At 60.0% G+C, this 22,769-nt stretch carries 22 protein-coding genes and 1 tRNA gene; 8 read left to right on the top strand and 15 right to left on the bottom strand.

Translation table 11 applies throughout. The annotated features are described in order from the left end of the window. Window positions 1-17: 17 nt before the first annotated feature. From E0D86_RS02275 to tsaA, 3 genes are all read left to right on the top strand, one after another. Window positions 18-1,214: an amino acid aminotransferase gene (locus E0D86_RS02275; RefSeq protein WP_131648352.1), complete on the top strand. Its 1,197-nt coding sequence runs from the start codon at window positions 18-20 to the stop codon at window positions 1,212-1,214. A gap of 51 nt (window positions 1,215-1,265) precedes the next feature. Next, window positions 1,266-1,341 (top strand) — tRNA-Asn (locus tag E0D86_RS02270). Window positions 1,342-1,649: 308 nt separating this feature from the next. Continuing rightward, the gene (gene tsaA, locus E0D86_RS02265) at window positions 1,650-2,348 is read left to right on the top strand and encodes a tRNA (N6-threonylcarbamoyladenosine(37)-N6)-methyltransferase TrmO (protein ID WP_131648957.1); all 699 of its coding nucleotides are present in this window, start codon (window positions 1,650-1,652) and stop codon (window positions 2,346-2,348) included. A 12-nt stretch (window positions 2,349-2,360) separates the two neighbouring features. On the opposite strand, the gene E0D86_RS02260 is transcribed toward tsaA, so the two are convergent. The 8 genes from E0D86_RS02260 to E0D86_RS02225 form a co-directional block, all read right to left on the bottom strand. Further along, entirely contained in the window at window positions 2,361-4,898 is a 2,538-nt protein-coding gene (locus tag E0D86_RS02260) for a penicillin acylase family protein (RefSeq protein WP_131648351.1), read from the bottom strand. 67 nt (window positions 4,899-4,965) lie between these two features. After that, a complete protein-coding gene (locus tag E0D86_RS02255) occupies window positions 4,966-5,430 on the bottom strand; it encodes a DUF2489 domain-containing protein (RefSeq protein ID WP_131648350.1) in 465 nt (154 codons plus the stop codon). 7 nt (window positions 5,431-5,437) lie between these two features. Next, window positions 5,438-5,629, bottom strand: a complete 192-nt coding sequence (locus tag E0D86_RS02250) for an SEC-C metal-binding domain-containing protein (RefSeq protein WP_131648349.1) — start codon at window positions 5,627-5,629, stop codon at window positions 5,438-5,440. Window positions 5,630-5,638: 9 nt separating this feature from the next. After that, window positions 5,639-6,136, bottom strand: a complete 498-nt coding sequence (locus E0D86_RS02245) for an LEA type 2 family protein (RefSeq protein ID WP_131648348.1) — start codon at window positions 6,134-6,136, stop codon at window positions 5,639-5,641. Window positions 6,137-6,310: 174 nt separating this feature from the next. Next, entirely contained in the window at window positions 6,311-7,045 is a 735-nt protein-coding gene (locus tag E0D86_RS02240; protein ID WP_131648956.1) for an S-methyl-5'-thioinosine phosphorylase, read from the bottom strand. Between the two features lie 14 nt (window positions 7,046-7,059). After that, on the bottom strand, window positions 7,060-8,058 hold the full coding sequence (nagZ, locus tag E0D86_RS02235) for a beta-N-acetylhexosaminidase (protein ID WP_131648347.1): 999 nt from the start codon (window positions 8,056-8,058) through the stop codon (window positions 7,060-7,062). 16 nt (window positions 8,059-8,074) lie between these two features. Beyond that, entirely contained in the window at window positions 8,075-8,599 is a 525-nt protein-coding gene (locus E0D86_RS02230; protein WP_131648346.1) for a L,D-transpeptidase, read from the bottom strand. Window positions 8,600-8,638: 39 nt separating this feature from the next. Then, window positions 8,639-9,346: a TetR/AcrR family transcriptional regulator gene (locus E0D86_RS02225; RefSeq protein ID WP_131648345.1), complete on the bottom strand. Its 708-nt coding sequence runs from the start codon at window positions 9,344-9,346 to the stop codon at window positions 8,639-8,641. 194 nt (window positions 9,347-9,540) lie between these two features. On the opposite strand from E0D86_RS02225, the gene lexA reads away from it, so the two are divergent. Next, window positions 9,541-10,149 (top strand): transcriptional repressor LexA, encoded by a 609-nt coding sequence (gene lexA, locus E0D86_RS02220; protein WP_131648344.1) that lies wholly within the window; start codon window positions 9,541-9,543, stop codon window positions 10,147-10,149. 170 nt (window positions 10,150-10,319) lie between these two features. Further along, window positions 10,320-10,802 (top strand): SOS-induced cell division inhibitor SulA, encoded by a 483-nt coding sequence (gene sulA / locus E0D86_RS02215; protein WP_131648955.1) that lies wholly within the window; start codon window positions 10,320-10,322, stop codon window positions 10,800-10,802. 66 nt (window positions 10,803-10,868) lie between these two features. Here sulA and E0D86_RS02210 read toward each other — a convergent pair whose 3' ends face one another. Further along, window positions 10,869-11,105 (bottom strand): hypothetical protein, encoded by a 237-nt coding sequence (locus E0D86_RS02210; RefSeq protein ID WP_131648343.1) that lies wholly within the window; start codon window positions 11,103-11,105, stop codon window positions 10,869-10,871. A gap of 207 nt (window positions 11,106-11,312) precedes the next feature. Between E0D86_RS02210 and E0D86_RS02205 the strand changes: the two genes are divergently transcribed. After that, complete coding sequence (locus E0D86_RS02205; RefSeq protein WP_131648342.1) at window positions 11,313-12,152, top strand: DMT family transporter; 840 nt, start codon at window positions 11,313-11,315, stop codon at window positions 12,150-12,152. Between the two features lie 33 nt (window positions 12,153-12,185). On the opposite strand, the gene E0D86_RS02200 is transcribed toward E0D86_RS02205, so the two are convergent. From E0D86_RS02200 to fadB, 5 genes are all read right to left on the bottom strand, one after another. Beyond that, window positions 12,186-12,704 (bottom strand): DUF6586 family protein, encoded by a 519-nt coding sequence (locus tag E0D86_RS02200; RefSeq protein WP_131648341.1) that lies wholly within the window; start codon window positions 12,702-12,704, stop codon window positions 12,186-12,188. A gap of 114 nt (window positions 12,705-12,818) precedes the next feature. After that, window positions 12,819-15,425 (bottom strand): type I DNA topoisomerase, encoded by a 2,607-nt coding sequence (gene topA, locus E0D86_RS02195; RefSeq protein WP_131648340.1) that lies wholly within the window; start codon window positions 15,423-15,425, stop codon window positions 12,819-12,821. Window positions 15,426-15,735: 310 nt separating this feature from the next. After that, window positions 15,736-15,963 (bottom strand): DUF1653 domain-containing protein, encoded by a 228-nt coding sequence (locus E0D86_RS02190; protein WP_131648339.1) that lies wholly within the window; start codon window positions 15,961-15,963, stop codon window positions 15,736-15,738. An 81-nt stretch (window positions 15,964-16,044) separates the two neighbouring features. Then, window positions 16,045-17,220, bottom strand: a complete 1,176-nt coding sequence (fadA, locus tag E0D86_RS02185; RefSeq protein ID WP_131648338.1) for an acetyl-CoA C-acyltransferase FadA — start codon at window positions 17,218-17,220, stop codon at window positions 16,045-16,047. Window positions 17,221-17,238: 18 nt separating this feature from the next. After that, the gene (fadB, locus tag E0D86_RS02180) at window positions 17,239-19,386 is read right to left on the bottom strand and encodes a fatty acid oxidation complex subunit alpha FadB (protein ID WP_131648337.1); all 2,148 of its coding nucleotides are present in this window, start codon (window positions 19,384-19,386) and stop codon (window positions 17,239-17,241) included. A 402-nt stretch (window positions 19,387-19,788) separates the two neighbouring features. Here fadB and E0D86_RS02175 point away from each other — a divergent pair, with 402 nt between their 5' ends. Both E0D86_RS02175 and E0D86_RS02170 read left to right on the top strand, forming a co-directional pair. Beyond that, window positions 19,789-21,822: a S9 family peptidase gene (locus E0D86_RS02175; protein WP_131648336.1), complete on the top strand. Its 2,034-nt coding sequence runs from the start codon at window positions 19,789-19,791 to the stop codon at window positions 21,820-21,822. Window positions 21,823-21,976: 154 nt separating this feature from the next. Beyond that, window positions 21,977-22,339, top strand: a complete 363-nt coding sequence (locus tag E0D86_RS02170; RefSeq protein WP_131648335.1) for a YgaP-like transmembrane domain — start codon at window positions 21,977-21,979, stop codon at window positions 22,337-22,339. A 109-nt stretch (window positions 22,340-22,448) separates the two neighbouring features. On the opposite strand, the gene E0D86_RS02165 is transcribed toward E0D86_RS02170, so the two are convergent. Continuing rightward, entirely contained in the window at window positions 22,449-22,736 is a 288-nt protein-coding gene (locus tag E0D86_RS02165; RefSeq protein ID WP_131648334.1) for a topoisomerase II, read from the bottom strand. Window positions 22,737-22,769: the final 33 nt, after the last annotated feature.

Raw genomic sequence — 22,769 nt, 5'->3', positions numbered from 1 at the left:
CTTCGAGCCTCCCCACCATGAGTTTGTTCTCTGCTGTCGAAATGGCGCCGCGCGATCCGATTCTCGGCCTCAATGAAGCCTTCAACGCCGACACGCGGCTGAACAAGGTCAACTTGGGAGTTGGCGTTTATTACAACGAAGAAGGCCGCATTCCTCTGTTGCGCGCAGTTGCCGCTGCAGAAATGGCACGCCTGGAGCTGAACGCACCGCGCGGTTACCTGCCCATCGAAGGGATCGCCAGCTATGACATGGCGGTTCAGGGACTGCTATTCGGCGCGGATTCGGCGCTGGTGGCCGACGGCCGCGTAGTGACCAGCCAAGCCCTAGGCGGCACCGGCGCACTGAAGATCGGTGCCGACTTCCTCAAGCGCATCCTGCCGGATGCCGTGGTCGCCATCAGCAACCCCAGCTGGGAAAATCATCGCGCCCTGTTCGAATCCGCCGGTTTCGCCGTACAAAACTACGCCTATTACGATGCCGCCACTCATGGCGTCGACCGCGCAGCCATGCTCGAAGACCTGAAGAATCTTCCGCCCCGCTCCATCGTCGTGCTGCACGCCTGCTGCCACAACCCCACCGGCGTCGACCTGCTGCCCGAAGACTGGAAGCAGGTACTGGAAGTCCTGCGTGCCAAAGATCACGTACCCTTCATCGACATCGCCTACCAGGGCTTCGGTGACGGCATCGAGGAAGACGCCGCTGCGGTGCGCCTATTCGCCGAATCCGGCATGACCTTCTTCGTCTCTAGCTCGTTCTCCAAATCCTTCTCGCTGTATGGCGAGCGCGTCGGCGCGCTGTCGATGGTCACCCAGAGCCGCGAAGAGTCGACCCGCGTGCTGTCGCAGATCAAGCGCGTGATCCGCACCAACTACTCCAACCCGCCGACTCACGGCGCCACCGTGGTTTCCGCCGTGCTTAACAACGCGGAACTGCGCGCCACGTGGGAAGCCGAGCTGGGCGAGATGCGCACCCGCATTCGCGAAATGCGCCTGACCATGGTCCGCCTGCTGGCCGAGAAAGGCGCCAAACAGGACTTCAGCTTCGTCGCCAAGCAGCGCGGCATGTTCTCCTATTCCGGGCTGACCGCCGCTCAGGTCGAGCGCCTGCGCGTCGAGTTTGGCGTCTACGCCATCGGCACCGGACGCATCTGCGCGGCCGCGCTTAACCACAACAACCTGGACCACGTCACCGACGCCATCGTGCAGGTGATCTGATCGGCAAGGACTTGACTTCCCTTTTGTAAACAGTAGGATACGCACCGCTGTTCCGCGATAGCTCAGTCGGTAGAGCAAATGACTGTTAATCATTGGGTCCCTGGTTCGAGTCCAGGTCGCGGAGCCAAACTTCAAAGCCTCGGTTCATACCGGGGCTTTTTTGTGGCTGCGGGACTCTCACCAGGGACTATGTCCCAGGTTATTCGGCAAGCTCACCCCTTCGGGGCCGCGCTAAAGCGCGTTCTGCTGCGCAGTCGAGTCCAGGTCGCGGAGCCAAACTTCAAAGCCTCGGTTCATACCGGGGCTTTTTTGTGGGCGGATGGAAAGATTATTTGGCAAGCCCCCCTTCGGAGGTGCCCGCTGCGCAGCCATTGAACATGCCACCCTGCGCCAGCAGGTAAGATGGCCGCTTTCTTCACCGCATACAGCACCCGCATGTCCTATTCCGTATCGCCCATTGGTTTCATCCGCTCCTGCTTCAAGGAGAAGTTCGCCATTCCGCGGCAGCCGCAACTGGCGCCCGCGGCACGTGGCGTTCTTGAGTTGCTGCCGCCGTTCGACCAGACCCATGCGATCGAAGGCCTCGAACAGGTCAGTCACGTCTGGCTGTTATTTCTCTTCCATCAGACGCTGGAAGCCGAGCCACGCCTGCGGGTACGTCCGCCGCGACTAGGTGGCAACCGTATGGCAGGTGTCTTCGCGACCCGCGCGACGCACCGCCCGAATGGGATTGGACAATCGGTGGTCAGGCTGGAAGGGATCGCACCTGGCCGTCTGCAGCTGTCGGGAATCGATCTGCTGGACGGCACGCCAGTGCTGGATATCAAACCTTACGTGCCGTATGCCGATGCAATCACCAATGCTCACAACGGCTTGGCTGCCGATGCGCCGGAGCCGATAACCGTGCGCTGGACCGAGGCGAGTCTGCAACAGGCCCGTAGCGAAGCCCTACGGTTGGGCGAGCCGCTGCAGGAATTGATCGAACAATGCCTGGCGCAGGACCCGCGACCGGCTTATCAGACGCCATTACCGACGCGTCGTTACGGCACGCGCCTGTGGGATGTCGATGTGCGCTGGCACTACCCTGATCCAGCATCCATCACCGTGCTGGAGGTGACCCGGGTACCGCACTAGGTTGCCCCGACGTTACTGGCGCGCCGGGGTGAGCAATAGCCGTTGAGTACCGTAGACCTTGTCCAGATTCTCGGCCTTGAACGGGAAGCTCATATATCCGCCTTTTAACCACGCATCGATACCGTCGGCATAGTGCGGGCTGGCCGGATTACCTGACTGACCGGAGCTGTTGAGCCCCATCATCGGTTCGTCGCGTCCGAAATCGACAATGATGCGCATGGCCGGGATCAGCCAGGTATCGAAGTTGTCGCCCCAGCGATAAGCCGAAACGTTCAGGGTGCTGTGATCGCCTCCCGCCGCGAACGGGCCGCGGTCGAGATAGTTGGCGATGGCGTTGATCCCAGCACGCTGACTGGCCGACATGTAGGGCGCTAGCTGTGTGGTCCCGGTTTGCCAGGTGTAGCTGTGTAAGCCACCCCAGCGCCAGGCACCGCGATCCAGCCCCTGGGCGGCTTCCATGCGTTTGGTTACCGCTGCCAGGGAGCGCGCCAGAATGGCGGGTTTGTCCTCTTTTAGCGGCGTGCTCAGGTCATCCCAGAACGGGCTGTCGTCGCGACCGAGCAAGTGGTCCGCCTGCGCCGAGTAGGATGTGTTGGCGATATCCACCAGTCCCTTCCATGCAGCACTGGTGTCCGGCCCGAGTTCGTCGAGGAAGGTCTGTCGCGCCGACTCCGTCAGGAAGGCGGCATACAGAGCGGCGTCGGCGGAGTTTGCGGCGAGCTTACCATCGAACCTCAGAAGGCTCGTAAGCGCCTCGCGCGCCCTGTCTCGCTCAGGTGCGGCGAGCGTATCGATGGCGGTTTTCAGCGACTCAACCATTCCTGGCGCCTGCAGCATCGTTTGCAGCTTGGCAGCAAAGGTCGTGGTCTGGTCGTATTGCATGGCGATTGCACTGCGGCTGTCCTGTTTGCCCTGAGCAAGCAGCTCGGCAATGCGCTCGCCACGTTCCGGGTAAAACCAGGAGTTTGATAACTGCATGCCGTAGCCTTTGGCGACGGTGCGCTGATTGGCAGTCGCCAGCCAGCCTCGTGGCGGGTCCTGATCATAGGGGTGCAGCATGGGATCGGCGAAGCCATCCCAGTCGTAGCGGCCCTCCCAACCTGGTGACGGCATCAGACCCAGGCCTTCGCGACGATTGGGATAGCGCCCGGTCACCTGCCAGCCGGTGCTCTGCTCATCGGCAAAAACGATATTGAGTGCCGCGGCACGGATTTCACGAGCCGCCTCGAACGCTTGATCCACCGATTGCGCGCGAGTCAGGTCGAAAAACGCATCCAGCGACCGATCGCCTTCGAACTGCGTGGTTTTCAGCGCAAGCCCGTAACCGCTACTCAGCTGCAAAGGTTGCAACGGATGCTTGCGCTCGCCCAGTACGCTGTTCAGCAATGGGCCATAACGGGTCTCGTAAACTGTCTCGCGCTGCGGCCGTCCACCTTTGACGAAAAAAGTCTCGTGGCGCTCTCGGGCAGGCACCCATTTACCATCGGCGAGATAAAGCAAGCGGCCACCCTCACGGCGTACCTGCTCCAGAAACAGATCCTGGTTATCTCCCATGACCATCGTCATGCCCCAACCGAGCTTGCCGTTGAAGCCCGCGACCACGGCGGGCACGCCTGCGATCGTCACCCCCGTAGCCTGGAATCTAGGCGAACGGATCTGCACGAAATTCCAGTAAGAGGGCAACGACAACGGCAGGTGCGTGTCATTGGCCATCAGCGGTTTGCCGCTGCGGGTGTTGCTGCCGGATACGGCCCAGTTGTTCGAAGCGGCGACACCCAGCATGTTCAGTGAGGCAACCTGGGAAGCAGCGTTATCGAGCGCAGCAAGTCCCGGTATGTCTCCACTCAACTTGAGTCCCTTAAGCTTCTGGGCCTCTTCGAATGGCAGCGCCTCGTCAGGATAGACGGGCATCAGCCAAGCGAGCTTGTCGCTGCCGACTTTCTGCGCCATGACCAGCGACGCGATTTCTTCCTGCAGATTCACCGCCAGGCCGAAATTCAGCAGGCAGAACACCAGCACCGAATCTTCGGCCTTCCAGTACTCCGGAACATACCCGGCGGCAGCCAGATCCATCGGCAGCCTGTCGCGATGGCGGAACAGGTATGCATTGACGCCTCGCGCATAGACTTCGAAGAAACGCTTCATGCGCGGCGACGCATCGCGATAGAGCACGGCAGCGCTTTTTCGAAGATCGACAGCGCGCATGAAGCGATCGATATCCAGCACACCAGGCCCAGCCATCTCTGCAAGCCGCCCTTCAGCAATGAGACGCAAGCTGACCATCTGGCTTAAGCGATCTGTGGCATGGACATAACCCAGGCCGAACAACGCATCGTGGAACGTCGCCGTCTCGATCAACGGCATTCCCAGCGTGTTGCGTCGAATACTCACGCTCTTGTCCAGACCGGTAATTGCCTGGACGCCATGTGAGGGCGGAAGACTGTCGCTGTAGCGACTGTCCAGGTAGGCCTGACAACCGCTGAGGCCGCCAGTGATCAATGCAGCGCCCAGAGTCAGGCGAAACAGAACGAACGGCAGACGCAGAGACATGATGGCTCCTTGCAGCAAGGCATGAGGAATAGACAGGATAGAGGATGCGATGCGTATGCCGTCGCGCTCAGGCGGCTTCCCGAGCTTTCGGCAAGACGTCGTCGAGCAACCAACGAGCGGACCGGCGAGCCGCTGCCTTGTGTTGCAGTTCGAGCGCACTGAAGTTGGCTTCGTAACGGCGGCGTTCGGTTTTGTCCAAAGCCTTCCAGGCGGCGTGTGTAGGTACCTGTTCGGTTGCCTCGAAGAGCGTCTGAAAGACTTGGCAGCGCGGATCCTGGCCAAGGTTCAAATCGTAATTATCCAGCAGAACCTTGATCCGAATCGCGCCTTCGATCAGCGGCACCTGCTCGTCGAGCAGGCTGCCGGCGAGCACGCGCAGATCAGCCGCAAGCGCCACTTGCTGCTGCGCCTGCAGGGCCGCGAGTTGTTGCTCTCTGCGCCAGACCCTGCGCCACAGATGCAGAGCGTATCCAGCCAGCGCCACAATCAGCAACAGGCCAGCAACGAACAGCACAATGGCAAGGGGCGTCATGAGCGGATCAGGCTCCGTGGCACTTCTTGAATTTTTTCTGGCTACCGCAGGGGCAAGGGTCGTTGCGGCCGACATCCTTCAGCGGATTGCGTACCGGATCATGGCTGTGATTGCAGTGCGGGCCGTGAACATGAGGTGCATGGTCGTGATCGTGGTCGTGGTTGCAATCGGGACCGTGCACGTGGGTTTCGTGGTTCATGAGGTGTCGCTACTCCGGGATAAAGTTGCCGGGGATTATCTCGCCATTGGTGGAGATGTGCACGCGTCGCCCGAGCATCAAACCAGTTTTCAGCTCACCATCCAGACGATAGGCGATCGGCCGATCCGGCTTCTCGAGCAAGCGCACGATGTACTTCATATGCCGCCAGAGATTGGTGTGGATGGGCACTTCGTAGTAGTCGAAGCCATGACCGGGAACTGTCGTCCAGCCGCTGGACTCGCCGCTCGCCAGCTCAATGTCGTTGAGATGAACTCTATAGATCAGGCCACGTACAGGTAGGCTCTGCTCATTGGGATTGTCGATGCGAAAACGCAGCATGAACTGCTGCTCGAGGAGTCTCGCCTTGATGATCTCAACATCGGTAAGCTGAACCCGAGGATCTTTGAAATCGCCGCTGAACCAGGTCGAACAACCCGCAAGGCCAGACAGCAGACCCAGCAAAACCACTGCTCTCGATATTCTTCTTATAAGTGAGTGGCAAAGCATTCCGGTACTCCAAAGGACGGCCAAGTGTAGCAAGCGGCAGATCAGCTGCAATGGGTGTATGGCGAAATTAGCATGTCCCTGCTACGTCTTTGCTACTCCTGCCGCTGCCATGGTCCCGTCGCGCTCTGCTCACCTTTCGGCCTCCCCCAGGAACGCCGCTGCGTCTGCGTTCAATCAACCAAGCGCTCGTGCAAGCACCGCCCGCGTCTTGACTATCCCTTCCGCCAGCGCCTCTTCGATTTCAGCCATTGTGATCACACCGGTGGTTTTGCCGGCGGCCGGATTGACCACCAGTGCCAGGCAGGCGTACGGCAGCTCAAGCTCGCGAGCGAGCACCGCTTCGGGCATGCCGGTCATGCCGACGATATCGCACCCATCGCGCTCCATTCTGGCAATTTCGGCCACCGTCTCCAGCCTCGGCCCCTGGGTACAGCCGTATACGCCATGACTGCTGAACAGGTAGCCCTCGGCAGCCAGACCGGCAATCAGACGTTGACGCAGCGGTTCGTCGTAGGGGTAGCTGAAATCGACGTGAGTGACGTGCTTGATGTCGCCCTCGAAGAAGGTGTGCTCACGTCCATAGGTGTAATCAATGAGCTGATGCGGTACACACAAGTGGCCCGACCCCATCGCCGAATGGATGCCGCCGACGGCGTTCACCGCGACGATCGCCTGCGCCCCGGCGCGCTTGAGCGCCCACAAGTTGGCGCGATAGTTCACCTGATGCGGCGGGATGCGATGCGGATGACCATGGCGCGCCAGAAAGAGTATTTCTCGACCAGCATATTTCCCGCGCAGAATTTCCGCTGATGGCGGGCCGTAGGGCGTTTCCATGGGTACAGCTTCATGCAGGCTGAGCCCCGGCAGCTCGGTGAGCCCGGTGCCGCCAATAATGGCGTGGACAGTCATCTTTGTTTCCTTGGTCAAACGATCAATTCGGCTGCTTTGAGCGCGGCAATCGATGCGCGCCAACGCGGATCCTGCTTGTATTCCAGCGAGCCTGAAACACGACTGCGCATCTTCGCCAGCATCGGTGACGGTTGCGCGCCGCGACGCTGCAGCGCCGACAGTGCCAGTTCAGCTGCACCCCTGTCGTTACACACCAGCCCCATGTCGCAGCCCGCCGCAAGCGCTGCCTCGATGCGACTCGCCGCATCACCCGCGACATGCGCACCGGCCATCGACAGATCATCGCTGAAGATCACGCCCTGGAAGCCCAGCTCTTTGCGCAGGATGTCCTGGAGCCACCTTTGAGAGAAACCAGCCGGTTTGTCGTCTACCTGTGGATAAATCACATGGGCCGGCATTACCGCATCCAGTTCGCCAGCTAGCCGCCGGAACGGGATCAGGTCACGCTGGCGAAGCGCCTCCAGCCCTCGCTCATCGACCGGGATCGCCAAGTGCGAATCAGCCTCGGCCCACCCATGGCCCGGAAAATGCTTGCCTGTGGCTGCCATTCCAGCGCTGTGCATACCCTTAATGAACGCGCCCGCAAGCTCGGTAGCGCGCTGCGGATCGCCCTCGAAAGCGCGTGAACCAACCACTGCGCTGCGTTGATGATCGAGGTCGAGCACTGGCGCGAAGCTAAAATCCAGTCCAACCGCCAATACTTCCGTGGCCATCACCCAACCGCAGATTTCCGCAAATTGCGGTGCATCGGCGCGCGACGCGAATTCGCGCATCGCCGGTAGGCGGATGAAATCACGCCGCAGCCGTTGAACGCGTCCGCCCTCCTGATCGACCGCAAGCAAAATGTCAGGCCGTACAGCCCGAATCGCACGGCAGAGTTCCTGCACCTGACGCGGGTTTTCGATATTGCGCGCGAACAGAATCAACCCGCCTACTTCCGGCTTACGCAGCAACTGGCGATCCTCGGCGGTCAGCCAAGTGCCGGCGATGTCCAGCATCAATGAACCTTGCATGATATTGAGCAGATCCTTAATTCAGCGTTGCGCTCGACCAATCGGGGCATGCCGCTTCGCCTATCTGTACGGCACAACCAGCCGGCACCCGCGGGAACAGATCGAGCAAGTCGGCATTGCGCAGCCTGATGCAGCCGTGAGAGAGCGGTACGCCCATGGGCTCTGAATCAGGCGTGCCATGCAAATAGATGTATCGACGGAAGGTATCGACCGCGCCCATTCGGTTGTATCCGGGCTCGCAACCGCTGAGCCAAAGAATGCGGGTCAGTATCCAATCGCGTCCTGGGTAGCAATCATGCAGTTCCGGGCTCCAGACCTCGCCAGTCCAACGGCGGCCACGCAGAACAGCGTCGGCCGGCAATCCTTCGCCGATGCGCGCGCGCACCCGGTGAAGGCCACGCGGCGTACAACCGGAACCGTTGCGTTCCCCCGCACCATTAAGGGCGGTCGACACGGGAAGCCTGAGGCGCAGCCTGCCTTCGGAAAATCCGTAGAGCAGCTGGTCGGCAATTGAGATATGGAGTAAATCGAGATCAGACATGGGCGGCAAGCTTAGCCGATCGTTCCCAAACCGTGCACCTCAACTCTTGGCCGGCATTGCCAATGCATTGCGACGGGCAATGGCGTGAGCCTGCGCCAGGTCGGGATCGTCCACGCCGGAATCAGCTCGCATACCGGCCGCCAGAAACGGAACCATCATCCGCATGACCTGCTCGATGGACGTTCTGGCACCGAAGTCGTTCTCGGCTATCGCCCTCAGCGCCTTGATGCCCGACATGCTGAACGCCGCCGCGCCGAGCATGAAATGTACGCGCCAGAACAGTTCGATCGGCGGAATCGAAGGGGCAGCCTCATGCACCCGCATCATGTAGCGACGGAAGACCTTGCCATACATATCTTCGAGGTATCGCCGCAGGTGGCCCTGGCTCTGGCTGAAGGACAGGCCCAACAGGCGCATGAAGATCGACAGGTCGTCGCCACTGCGCGGCGTCACCGCCAGCGCCTGCTCGACGAGGATCTCCAGCAGCTCTTCGAGACTTTCCTTTCTGTCGGACTGGGCTTCACGCCTGTCCAACTCACGCTCGAGACTCACACAGAACGGGCCGAGAAAACGCGAGAAGACCGCCTGGATCAGGGCCTTCTTCGAACCGAAGTGGTAGTTCACCGCAGCCAGATTCACCCCGGCCTTACTGGTGATAAGACGAAGCGAAGTCTCGGCGAAGCCTTTCTCAGCGAATAACTGTTCCGCTGCGTCAAGAATACGCTCCACTGTTTCAGACTGCGCCATGCCCCCTCCTCCGACAAACACTTGTTTGAAACTTACGTTTCAGCCCACATCAAGTCAACCATCAAAGCGCCTGAACGCTTTCGCTTTCAACCAAAGTTAGCGGCACGCTCCTCCAGCTCCCCACCAAACAACGATTGCCAAGCATCAGGCACTGTATATAATCCCAGGCACTGTATAAAAGCACAGAGACGCTCATGATCAAGCTGACCCCTCGCCAGTCGGAAATTCTTTCGTTCATCAAGCGCTGCCTGGAAGACAACGGCTACCCACCTACGCGGGCGGAGATCGCTCAAGAGCTGGGATTCAAATCGCCCAATGCGGCCGAAGAGCATCTGAAAGCGCTGAACAAAAAAGGCGCTATCGAGATGACGCCTGGCGCATCGCGCGGGATACGTATTCCCGGCTTCGAACCCGCAGCCGAGGAAAGCGGCTTGCCGATCATTGGGCGAGTCGCCGCTGGCGCGCCCATTCTGGCTCAGCAACATATAGAAGAGTCCTGCCAAATCAATCCGACATTCTTTCACCCGAAAGCCGATTACCTATTGCGCGTGCACGGTATGAGCATGCGAGACATCGGCATTTTTGACGGAGACCTGTTGGCCGTTCATACCACACGAGAAGCGCGCAACGGTCAGGTCGTTGTGGCCCGCATCGATGATGAGGTCACTGTGAAACGTTTCAAGCGTGAGGGCCACAAGGTTTGGCTACTGGCCGAAAACCCCGAATTTGCACCAATCGAAATCGATCTCAAGGAACAAGAGCTGATTATCGAAGGGTTGAGTGTCGGTGTGATACGCCGCTAACAGACCGTTAAAAAAGGTAGGCAAGACGAGGCGCGACGACCTACGGAAAAACAGCCGAAGATGCGGACCGGCCTCGCTTACGAGCTGACTGTTTGAATGAGCGCCTGAGGCTGTTTTTAACGAAGTATTGGCAACGCAGGCAGTTTCAACAGCCTGCCAAGGAGAGGTTGATGCAGTACCACCCCCAGCCCACCACAGGCAAACCACCGCAGCTGTCCTTGTTCGAAAACCTGATTGCAAATCGCTTGATGCCAATTCAGGAAGTCGTCCGCAGCAAGTCGAAAGAAACCGATGACAGCCTGAGCGAAATGACCCTGAGCGGTAGTAGTGATCACTGTCACCTGCTGCTCGCATCCATCCTTAGAGATCTTAGCGAAGCCGCCGATACGCGCTGGCTGACGCTGATTGCGCCACCCGCATCGCTTTCACAAAGCTGGCTGCGAGATACCGGACTCAACCGCGACCGCATTCTGTTGTTGCAAGCCCGAGAGACGCAAGGTGCTCTTGAGCTGGCATGCAAAGCGCTCATGTCAGGCTGCAGCCATACGGTCATCACTTGGCTGCCGCGCCTCGACAAACATGGTCGGCTGAAACTCCGCGCGGCAGCGGACCAAGGTAGCGCGCGCAGTTTGAACATACGCCTGGGAAACTGACCCCAGCTGCTCGGCATAAGGAAGTGCCGAAACCCGCCCAGCCGCATAGGCAACCAGGCAGCCTTCTCAATGTAGTACGCGCGGCCCCTCTTCCTCCCGCTCGAACTCCCCTTCTGATACTCGTCCCGCCATCTGCACGCCGACATTGAACATCGCCTTGGCGATTTCGACATGCTGACCTTGCAGGAACACCTTGGCATCGTCGGAAAAATCCAGCGTGACCAGAACACCCTCATCCTCAGCACGACGCAGCACGATGGTACCGTCGGGTAGCTCGACGATTTCCAGAAACGATGTTGGCATGAGTCTGTTCCCCGTGAAACGGCGCATTGTAACAGCCGACCGACTTGTCGGCTGCCCTTGGCTTCTCCACGTGAGAACCGTGCCGTGCTCATCATGGGAGCGGTGGGCTTAAAGCAGGTGCGCCGTCGATCAACGACACAGTAGGATGGGACTTTATAGAAGTCCAGACAGCAGTCAGGACAGCCCTAGCCGCTTCAAGGACTCAGGATGAGCACAAGAACCTTACTGTTGACCGCATTGGCCATGCTCGCCTTTGCTGGCAACTCGCTGCTTTGCCGTGCCGCATTACGTGACAGCCAGATCGACCCTACAAGCTTTACCGCGCTGCGCCTGCTGGCCGGGGCGCTGGTGCTGTGGCTACTGCTACGGCTACGTAACGGCCCTTCGGCTGCAGCTGGCGGCTGGTATGGCGCCCTCGCGCTCTTTGCCTATGCTGCAGCGTTCTCGTATGCCTATTTACACCTCGATGCTGGCGCTGGAGCATTGCTGCTGTTCGGTGCCGTGCAGCTGAGCATGATTGCCTGGGGTCTCATCACAGGAGAGCGGCTATCCCGCCTGCAGATCACCGGACTGGTACTGGCTGCAGGGGGACTGGTCACAATCCTTCTACCCGGCACGAGCATGCCGCCGCTATCGGCTTCGTTGCTGATGGTAATTTCAGGCGTCGCCTGGGCAGCCTATTCGCTGCTTGGAAAAGGCGCGCCCGATCCGCTGGCCGCCACCGCTGGGAATTTCATTCGCAGCCTGCCGTTCATGGCCGTGCTTTGCCTACTGGCTTTGGATGGGCTCGAATGGGACCGCGCAGGAGTCATATACGCCTTGTTATCCGGCGGGCTGACATCGGGTGTCGGCTACGCGATCTGGTATGCCGCGTTACCTGGCCTTACGGCTATTCAGGGCGCCAGCGTGCAGCTGAGTGTGCCGCTTATCACTGCGCTTGCGGGCAGCTTGCTGCTCGGGGAAACGCTAACCGTCCAACTCTTGATTGCCGGTGTTGCAATCCTGGGCGGCATCGCTCTGGTCCTGCGGGTCAAGCACAACACATGACGCAGCCTCGGAAAGCCGCACAAGGCTTTCCATTCACCACTCGGTGAGCGATTCGCGGAAGCGCAAGGCCAGATCCTTCAAATTGCTCCGCCAGGACTCCACATCCGCACGCGCCAATTCCGGGGTTTCTTCGTCCACGCTGATCGCCTCGATCAACGGCATGGTTGGATCGGTCTTGCGTTTGGCAGGTGCGCGTGGCGGCTCGAATAGCGCGGTATGGGCCTGCAACAATTGCGCAAGCCAGTTTTCGGAGTACGCGGCCAACTCGCTCAGCTCTGCAAGTTCCGGACTGGGAGAGGGATCGGTCGTCGGGCGCACCAACAGCAATTCGACACGCGGCGCGCTCGCTCCAGGCAGACGGTAATAACCGGCAATCTCATGGCAAAGGCCTAGCAGCGCGCCGTACAGGTGAAAAAGACTGGCCTCTCGCTCTGCCTGGATTACGCCGGGAGCGTTCAGCACGCCATGCTCTTCGGCCCGACGCCAATTCTCGAGAGCGAGCCCGGCGAAATAGATCTTCTGATTGGTTCGGGTATACAGCTCATGAGCCATGGCGGGTCGCTCTCGTAGATCAGCGTCAAGAAAGTTGCAGGCACACCGCCTGCTTCCATCGAGGCTATGCGGCTTCCGTTCTGCCCAGCCTCGAGCTCTCTTTCCAGCTTCAGCCTATTTGGTGGTTTTGTCTTCTATCTTCCACTTGCTGCCATCGTAGAACGCCTTCCAGCCAGTCGGCTTGCCGCTCACCTCGGTCTGCACATACTGCTCCTTGGTTTTACGGCTGAAGCGAATAACGGCTGGGCGGCCTTCCGGGTCCTTCTGCGGCGCACTCATCAGGAAGTGATACTTCGGGTCGATCTCATCCTTGTGTGGAATCAGCTCCAACACCAGCGGTGCACGGGTTTCGCGGTTCTTTGGAAACTGACTGGCCGCAAGGAACAACCCGGATGCGCCGTCACGCAGAACATAAGTATCGTCCACCTTTTCGCACTTGAGTTCCGGCATCTTCACCGCATCCATCTTCGGCGGCGCCGCCTCACCACTTCTGAGTAGTTTGCGCGTGTTCTTGCACTCAGCGTTGGTACAACCGAAGAACTTGCCGAAACGACCGGTTTTGAGCTGCATTTCGCTGCCGCATTTATCGCATTCCAGGCTCGGACCTTCGTAACCCTTGATGCGGTACTGGCCTTCTTCGATTTCATAGCCGGTGCAATCGGGGTTATTGCCACAGATATGCAGCTTGTGCGTCTCGTCCAGCAGGTAGGCATCCATGGCGGTGCTACAGATCGGACAACGATGCTTGCCCAGCAGCACGAGAGATTCGGACTCGCCCTCGTCGTCGGCGGCAATCTCGTCACCTGGAATCAGGTTGACCGTGGACTTGCAGCGCTCTTTCGGCGGTAGGCTGTAACCAGAGCAGCCGAGGAACACGCCCGTGGAAGCCGTGCGGATCATCATCGGTCGGCCACAGACCTTGCAGGAAATGTCGGTCAGCGTCGGCTGGTTGGCACGCATACCATTTTCGCCGGCCTCGGCGACATCCAGCTTCTTGCGGAAGTCGCCGTAGAATTCGTCCAGCACGTGCTTCCATTCACGCTCGCCCTGGGCGACGTCGTCGAGGTGCTCTTCCATGCCGGCGGTGAAGCCGTAATCCATCAGGTTGTTGAAGCTTTCAGACAGGCGCTCGGTGACGATGTCGCCCATCTTCTCGGAGTAGAAGCGACGGTTGTGCAGCGACACGTAACCGCGATCTTGAATGGTCGAGATGATCGCCGCATAGGTGGACGGCCGACCGATGCCACGCTTTTCCATCTCTTTGACCAGGCTTGCTTCCGAGAAGCGCGCCGGCGGCTTGGTGAAATGCTGGCTCGGGTCAAGCTGGAGCAGCGCCATGGCATCGCCCTTGTTCATCTCCGGCAGTACATCGTCTTCGCCGCTCTTGCTCTGCTGTGGCATGACCTTGGTATAACCGTCGAACTTGAGAATGCGGCCCTTGGCACGCAGCTCGAAGTTCCCGGCTGTCACCGCGACGCTGGTGGACAGATACTGCGCCGGCGGCATTTGGCAGGCGACGAACTGGCGCCAGATGAGATCGTAGAGCCGCTCAGCATCACGTTCCATTCCGGACAGCTGCGCCGGCCGCAGATTGACATCGGACGGGCGGATCGCTTCGTGCGCTTCCTGGGCGCCTTCCTTGCTGGAATAAACGTTGGGCTTTTCCGGCAGGTACTTATCGCCGAACTCGTCCTGGATGAAGCCGCGCACCATGCCGACGGCATCGGCCGAGAGATTGGTCGAGTCGGTACGCATGTAGGTGATGTAACCGGCTTCGTACAAACGCTGGGCCATCATCATGGTTTTCTTCACGCCGAAGCCGAGGCGATTGCTCGCCGCCTGCTGCAGGGTCGATGTGATGAAGGGCGCGGACGGCTTGCTGCTGGTCGGCTTGTCTTCGCGCTTGGTGACGTTGTAGCTCGCCCCGCGCAACTGCTCCAGCGCAGCCATGGCATGAGCTTCGTTCAGCGGTTTGAACGCCTCGCCATTTTCGCGCGCCACTTCGAAGCGAACCTTGGCCTTGTCGGCGGTGGCCAGGTCGGCGTGAACTTCCCAATACTCTTCCGGAACGAAGGCGCGGATCTCACGTTCGCGCTCGACCACTAGCTTCACCGCAACAGACTGCACGCGCCCGGCCGACAGACCGCGGGCGATCTTGGCCCACAGCAGCGGCGAAACCATGTAGCCCACTACGCGGTCGAGGAAGCGTCGTGCCTGCTGCGCGTTGACGCGGTTGATATCCAGCTCGCCCGGTTTGGAGAAGGCTTCTTGGATCGCCTTCTTGGTGATCTCGTTGAACACCACGCGCTTGAAGCGGCTGTCGTCACCGCCGATGGATTCACGCAGGTGCCAGGCGATGGCCTCCCCCTCTCTATCCAAGTCGGTCGCGAGATAGATGGTGTCGGCTTCCTTGGCCAGGCGACGCAACTCTTCGATCACCTTTTCCTTGCCCGGCAGGATCTCGTACTTGGCTTTCCAGCCGTGCTCAGGGTCGATCCCCATACGGGTGAACAGCTGACGCTTGGCTTTTTCCTTCGGCGACAGCGCAGGAGCCTCGGCGACGGCCTTGCCACGCTTGGCCGGTTCGCGAGCCGCGGAACCGCTGGTAGGAAGGTCGCGGATGTGGCCGATACTCGACTTCACCACGTACTGGTTGCCCAAATACTTGTTGATTGTCTTGGCCTTGGCCGGTGATTCCACGATGACCAGCGATTTACCCATGGAGACGAGAGTTCCTGAATCGAGAGGTGAACTGAGAATATCGAACCGACAGTAGCCGGGCGTCACGAACGCTCGACCTGCCTGAAAGAAGCGAAGCAGCCCTTTTACGGGACTGCAAAGAGCAGTCATTTGCTCCGGAAATCTTTCGTACCCACGGCCAGAATCCATTGGCGGCCTGGCTGTCCGGTGGGTTTTGTACTGCCCGAAACCCGGTGAAGTCGCCAGCACTCGGTTTGAAAGCACCGCTATATATAGTGGCGATAGAGCCGAGGTCAAGCATAAGGGTTAAGCCAGAGTGGCCTGACGGCACTCAAAAACGGCTGGGCTCGGCTTCGACCAATGCAAAACGGGGGAGCGTTTCGCCGTCGACCTCCACCGTCTCGGTAAACATCGACAACGGACGCACCCAAAGACCGAAATCCCCGTAGAGCGCCTGATAGAAGACGACTGGTTCTTCGGTTTCGGAATGCCTGGCAACTGCATATACCCGGTACTCGGGGCCTTTGTAATGACGATAACGACCTGGTGTGACCTGCATCTGGACTGCCTCTGAAAAAATCACATACCCATCAAATGAAAACCGGGGCACGAGGCCCCGGTTTCCGTGTCACCGAACAGCTTAGACGCGTTCGAACACCGTGGTGATACCTTGGCCCAGACCGATACACATGGTGGAGACCCCCAACGTGCCGCCGTTCTGCTTCATGACGTTCAGCAGAGTGCCGGAGATACGCGCACCGGAACAGCCGAACGGGTGACCCAAGGCGATGGCGCCACCATGCAGGTTGACCTTCTGCTCCATCTTGTCGAGCAGTTTCAGATCCTTCAGCACGGGCAGCGCCTGGGCGGCAAAGGCTTCGTTGAGCTCGACGTGATCGATGTCGTCCATGGTCAGACCGGCGCGCTTGAGCGCCTTCTGGGTAGCCGGTACAGGACCGTAGCCCATGATAGCCGGATCGACACCAGCCAGCGCCATCGAGCGAATCACGGCCAGCGGCTGGATGCCAAGATCCTGAGCGCGCTGTGCGGACATAACGATCATGCAGGACGCGCCATCGGTGATCTGCGAGGAAGTCCCCGCCGTCACGGTGCCGCCCTTGGGGTTGAACGCAGGCCGGAGGGTGGCCAGGCTTTCCAGAGTGGTTTCCGGGCGAATGGTTTCGTCGTAGTCGAAGACCTTGAGGAAGCCGTTCTCGTCATGGCCCTGCATCGGGATAATTTCATCCTTGAACAGGCCTTCGACGGTCGCCTTGTGCGCCAGACGGTGCGAACGCTCACCGAAAGCATCCTGCTGCTCACGGGTGATGCCATGCATCTTGCCCAGCATCTCAGCGGTCAGGCCCATCATGCCGGACGCCTTAGCGGCATACAGCGACAGCTGCGGGTTCGGGTCAACGCCGTGCATCATGCTGACGTGGCCCATGTGCTCGACACCACCGACGACGAACACATCGCCATTGCCGGTCATGATCGCCTGAGCGGCAGTATGTAGCGCGCTCATCGACGAGCCGCACAGGCGGCTGACGGTCTGCGCAGCACTGGTGTGCGGAATGCGGGTCATCAGCGACGCCATGCGCGCGATGTTCCAGCCCTGTTCCAGGGTCTGGTTGACGCAGCCCCAGATCACATCTTCCACTTCTGCCGGATCGACTTTCGGATTGCGCGCGAGCACGCCTTCGATCAGTTGCGCGGACATGGTCTCGGCGCGGGTGTTGCGGTGCATGCCGCCCTTGGAACGACCCATCGGGGTACGGCCGAAGTCGACAATGACGACGTCTCTCGGATTAAGGCTCATATCTTCACTCTCGCTCGATTAACCGTAGAAGCGCTGGCCATTGGCAGCCATTTCACGCAGCTTCGCAGTCGGGTGGTACAGCGGGCCCAGATCGGCGTACTTGTCCGCCAGCGCCACGAACTCGGCGACACCGATCGAATCGATGTAGCGCAGTGCACCACCACGGAAGGGTGGGAAACCGATGCCGTAGATCAAGCCCATGTCGGCTTCAGCGGCGGTCTCGACGATTTTGTCTTCCAGGCAGCGAACGGTTTCCAGGCACAGCGGGATCATCATGTAATTGATGATGTCCTCGTCGGAGAGCTCGCGGGTCTCGCTGACGATCGGCTTGAGCAGTTCGTACGACTGCGGGTCGACGACCTTCTTCGGCTTGCCCTTCTTGTCCACTTCATAGGCGTAGAAGCCCTTGCCATTCTTCTGGCCCAGGCGGTTTGCCTCGTACATGACGTCGACGGCGGTCTTGCTGTCGTCCTTCATGCGATCCGGGAAGCCTTCGGCCATGACGTCACGACCGTGGTGGCCGGTGTCCATGCCGACGACGTCCATCAGGTAGGCCGGGCCCATGGGCCAACCGAACTTCTCCATCACCTTGTCGGCGCGCGTGAAGTCGACGCCGTGGGCTATGGCGCGGGCGAAGCCGCCGAAGTATGGGAACAGCACGCGGTTGACCAGGAAGCCCGGGCAATCGTTGACCACGACCGGGCTTTTGCCCATTTTCTTGGCGTAGGCAACGGTGGTGGCGATGGCGGTTTCGCTGGTCTTCTCGCCGCGAATAACTTCCACCAGCGGCATCATGTGCACCGGGTTGAAGAAGTGCATGCCGCAGAAGTTTTCCGGACGCTTGAGCGCCTGGGCCAGCAGGCTGATGGAGATGGTCGAGGTGTTGGAGGCGATGATCGCGTCTTCACGCACCAGGCTTTCGACTTCAGCCAGTACCGACTGCTTGATCTTTGGGTTCTCGACCACGGCCTCGACGACGATGTCGACATTGCCGAAATCACCATAGGAGGTGGTCGGGCGAATCGCATTGAGGGCTTCGGCCATCTTCGCTGGGGTCAGGCGACCCTTCTCGACGCGCTTGCCGAGCAGCTTGGACGCTTCGTCCAGGCCCATCTGGATGCCTTCCTCGCGGATATCCTTCATCAGGATCGGCGTGCCCTTGATGGCCGACTGGTAGGCGATACCGCCACCCATGATGCCGGCACCGAGCACGGCAGCCAGTTTCACTTCACGGGCCTGCTTGTCGTAGTTCTTGGCCTTCTTCTTCAGCTCCTGGTCGCTGAGGAACAAGCCGACCAGGCTCTGCGCCACGGAGGTCTTGGCCAGTTTGACGAAGCCGGCAGCCTCGACTTCGATCGCCTTATCGCGACCGAAGTTGGCAGCTTTCTGAATGGTCTTGATCGCTTCGACCGGCGCCGGATAGTTCGGACCGGCTTGACCCGCGACGAAGCCCTTGGAGGTTTCGAAGGCCATCATCTGCTCGATGGCGTTGAGCTTGAGCTTGTCCAGCTTCGGCTGACGCTTGGCCTTGTAGTCCAGCTCACCGGAAATGGCGCGCTTGATCAGATCCAGCGCCGCTTCCTGCAGTTTCTCCGGAGCGACCACGGCATCGACGGCATGCACTTTCAGCGCATCTTCGGCGCGGTTTTCCTTGCCCGAGGCGATCCACTCGACGGCGTTGTCGACGCCAATCAGACGCGGCAGGCGAACGGTGCCGCCGAAGCCCGGGTAGATGCCCAGTTTGACTTCCGGCAGACCGACCTTGGCGGTAGCGGACATGACGCGGTAGTCGGCCGCCAGGCACATTTCGAAACCGCCACCCAGGGCGATGCCGTTGATGGCGACGACGGTAGGCACGCCCAGGTCTTCGAAATCACTGAAGATCTTGTTCGCTTCGAGGTTGCCGGCGACCAGTTCCTCGTCTGGGAGCTTGAAGTTGTCGACGAATTCGGTGATGTCGGCGCCGACGATGAACACGTCCTTGCCGCTGGTGACGATGACGCCCTTGACCGAAGCGTCGGCCTTGATGGCGTCGACAGCCTGACGCAGGTCGTTGAGGGTGAGGCGATTGAATTTGTTGACGGACTCACCCTTGAGGTCGAAATTCAATTCGACGATGCCGCTCTCAAGAGCCTTAACCGTGATGGCTTTACCTTCGTAAATCATCAACTGATCTCCAGGAATGGAAGCTGAACGTTACGTGCCGCACGTCATCGGCCTGAACGACCGTCACCGAATTCGATGAAACGACACCCACCGACACGATAAACCGGGCTGACGGCATTTGCATGGCAAACGCTCGATTCATACGCCCGTTTGATTTGGGTAGCACACCTTCATGGAAAAGCGATCTGTTGTCAATCAGCTGTCTATCCGCTCGAAGACGCTCACCCTTGCCAGTCGAACAGTTATGCCTAGCCAACGCCTCAAATGTCGCCGCTGCGGATAAGTCGGCGCGATGAACCCAAACCGCGCGGCGTCGTCACACTGACGAGGCACCTAGTACACTCCTCGCCTGCTTCACCTCGTTCAGCTGCGCCGCTCGCGGCCGCATTTCAGGAGTTATGCATGTCCGTACCCATCGCCCGCGTCGAGAGCGGCCAAGATCCCTACAAGTGGCTGGAGAACCGTGGCGCACCTGAGGTGCTCGATTATCTGAAGGCTGAAAACGCTTACCTGGAGCGCCAGCTGGCAGACCAGGCCGAGCTGCGCGAAGTGCTGTTCCAAGAAATTAAGAGCCGCATCCGCGAGACCGATCTCTCGCTGCCCGCCCCATGGGGTCCGTGGCTTTACTACCAGCGCACCACGGCCGGGGATGAATACCCGCGTCACTACCGTTGCCCGCGCCCAGCGGACGGTTCGCTCACGGTCGATGAAAACGCCGAGCAACTGCTGCTCGACCCCAACGAACTGGCCGGTGAAGGCTTTCTTTCGCTGGGCGCCTTCAGCGTTAGCCAGGATCAGCGCAAGCTGGCCTACAGCCTCGACACCCAGGGCGATGAAATCTACCGGCTGTTCGTCAAGGATTTGGAGAGCGGCGAAGTCACCGCCCTGCCCTTCGACAATTGTGACGGCAGCATGACCTGGGCGAACGACCATCAGACATTGTTCTTCGGCGAACTCGACGACACCCACCGCCCGCACAAGATCTATCGCCATCGCCTGGGAGAAGAAGGCCGCAGCGAGGTCTACCACGACCCGGATGGCCGCTATTTCGTGCATTGCTACCGCACCAGCTCTGAGCGCCAGTTGGTGATCCTGTCCAACAGCAAGACCACCAGCGAAGCCTGGGTACTGCCGGCCGATGAACCGGAAGGCCGCTGGACCTGCCTTGCCCCTCGCGAGGAGAACCACGAGTACTACCCCGACCACGGCCAGCTTGACGGCGAGTGGCGCTGGTTCCTGCGCAGCAACCAGACCGGCATCAACTTCGCGCTGTACCTGGCGGTGGAAAGCGCGCCGCAACGGGAAAACTGGCAGGAACTGGTCGCACAAGACGACGCGGTGATGCTCGAAGAGATCAGCCTGAATGCTAGTGCCCTTACTCTCAGCCTGCGCGAAGCCGGCCTGCCGATCATCGAGGTACGGCCGCAGAACGATGCACCCTATCGCCTGCAACTGCCGGACGCGGCTTACAGCCTGCACGTGCAGAACACCCTGGAATTCGACAGCCCGGTGATCCGTCTGCGCTACGAAGCGCTCAACCGTCCCGCGCAGATTCGTCAGCTGCAGCTTGCTGATGGCGAACAGAGGGTTCTGAAAGAAACCCCGGTGGAAGGCCCCTTCGACGCCGATGCCTACGAAAGCCGGCGCATCTGGGCAACCGCAGCGGATGGCACGCAAGTACCGATCAGCCTGGTGGGTCGCAGTGAGACGTTCTGCAAATCCGCACCGCTTTATCTGTATGGCTACGGCGCTTACGGCCACAGCCTCGATCCCTGGTTCTCCCATGCGCGGCTGTCGCTGCTCGACCGTGGTTTCATCTTCGCCATCGCCCACGTGCGCGGCGGCGGCGATCTTGGCGAAGCCTGGTACCGCGCCGGCAAGCTGGAGCACAAAACGAACACCTTCGGCGACTTCATCGCCTGCGCGGAGAAACTGATCACCGATGGCCATACCACGCCGCAGCGCCTGGCCATCAGCGGTGGCAGTGCCGGTGGTCTGCTGATCGGTGCGGTGCTCAATCAGCGTCCGGAACTCTTCGGTGTCGCCATCGCCGAAGTGCCCTTCGTCGACGTGCTCAATACCATGCTTAACGAAGAGCTGCCCCTGACCGTCACCGAGTACGACGAATGGGGCAACCCCAACGAGCCGGACGTGCACGCGCGAATGAAGGCCTACGCGCCCTACGAGAATGTCCAGGCGCAAGCCTATCCGGCAATCCTCGCGGTCGCCGGCTACAACGACAGTCGGGTCCAGTACTGGGAGGCGGCGAAATGGGTAGCCAAACTTCGCGCCAGCAAGACCGACGACAACCTGCTGCTGTTGAAGACCGAACTCGGCGCCGGCCATGGCGGCATGAGCGGTCGTTATCAGGGGTTGAAGGATGTGGCCTTGGAATACGCTTTCGTACTCAAGGTTTTCAGTATGGCGAAGCGCTAAGGCGTCAAAGCTTTCACACTGCATGACCCGAGATATCTGCAGTGAGTCTGGGCTGATGGTGCCGTTCTGTAGACCGCAGGTTTACCGACTTGTGGTCGGAACGCCTCCGGCGCGCCGGGGTCACCTATCACATCACTGTTCGGAGCGATCACACATGACCAGGACATCCTCAAACCAGGCATCGCAAAATGTGCATGGCTGGGAGCGCGCGGCATCGATCGCGGGCGGGCTCTACTTCCTCGGCAAGGGCATCGGCCGCGGTGGTCTGGGCGGGCTATTGCAGCTGGCGGTGGGCGGTATGGCCCTGGCACGCGGCGTGACGGGACACTGCGAAGCCAAGCGCGTGCTTTGCGAAGTGAACGACCAAGCCAAAATGGCTGAAGGCAACTACCGGAGCATGCCGCTGGAGCGCAGCGAAGCGGACCAGGCGCGAATGAAAGCCAACGCTCAGGCAGCCACCTCTACCGCGACGGTCACCGGCAACGATTCACTCGCCAATCCTCCAACCGGCGTCTGAGCAATAACCGGCGCGCTTCGGGCGGGCGCGCCAAGCCGAAGCCGATTGCAGTCGCCCGACTCAGACCAGCGCGTCACAGCTCGACAAGTTGCCGAGCGCAAGCGGTCCGTCAGTGGTCGTGGCCGCAGTCCGGCCCATGAACATGATCGTCTTCGGCCGACTCGACGGGCTCCATCTCGAGCTCGAGACTGACCAGATTAGTAGCCAGCGGGCGCAGCAGCAGATTGGCGTATTCAGTGTCACCGTCTTCCACGTCAACGCCGATCATCAGCTGGTTGTTGCCGACCTGTTGAATCCACACCTCCCGTCCTTGCCACATCACGGCAAAACGGGTGCAGGACGTTTCGAGCTGAGTACCGTCTACGTCTTCCAGGATCAGTTGCAGGCTATCGCTCATGGTCAAAACTCTCGATGGATAAAGAAGGCAGGA

The organism is Pseudomonas sp. IC_126 (assembly GCF_004331835.1).
In the GTDB taxonomy this organism is placed as follows: Bacteria; Pseudomonadota; Gammaproteobacteria; order Pseudomonadales; family Pseudomonadaceae; genus Stutzerimonas.
Note: the sequence above shows the minus strand (reverse complement) of the source record. Positions and strands in the feature narration are given on the sequence as shown.